The organism is Citrobacter amalonaticus (assembly GCF_018252635.1).
Classification (GTDB): domain Bacteria; phylum Pseudomonadota; class Gammaproteobacteria; order Enterobacterales; family Enterobacteriaceae; genus Citrobacter_A; species Citrobacter_A amalonaticus_E.
In genome coordinates this window covers 1-397 of sequence record NZ_JAGTXM010000045.1, presented here as the reverse complement: position 1 = coordinate 397, position 397 = coordinate 1, and the positions used below count along the sequence as shown (strand labels likewise).

The following is a 397-nucleotide window of genomic DNA, read 5'->3' as shown; positions in this document are numbered from 1 at the left end:
GCTTTAATGGTGGCGGTGCCGGCTTCCAGCGCCGTCACATCGGCTGCCGGGACGCCCACGCTCCACTTGCCGTCTGCGTCAGTGGTGGTGGTGTACGTTTTACCGTTCAGCGTTACGGTGACGGTGGCGCCGGCGTTCACGCCGGTGGTGGTGCCGCTGATAATCTGCGCCACGCCGTGCTCGGCGCTGTTGATGATGTCATCGGTTGCCACGGTGCTGATGGTGATCACCGGGGCGGTGGTGTCGACGGTGATATCCCGTGTCGCACTGCCGGTGTTGCCGTTCGCGGCAGTCACTTCGGCGGAGACAGTGACGTTACCGTCGGTGAGCAGCGCGAGGTCAGCCGCCGGGACGGTGACGGACCAGGTGAGGTCTGCTGCTACCGTAGCAGTGTAGT

At 64.7% G+C, this 397-nt stretch carries 1 protein-coding gene; it reads right to left on the bottom strand.

Annotation, left to right across the window (positions count from 1 at the left end; genetic code table 11):
* A partial coding sequence (locus tag KE671_RS23175) for an Ig-like domain-containing protein (protein WP_206164802.1) occupies positions 1-397 on the bottom strand: 397 nt, incomplete at both ends.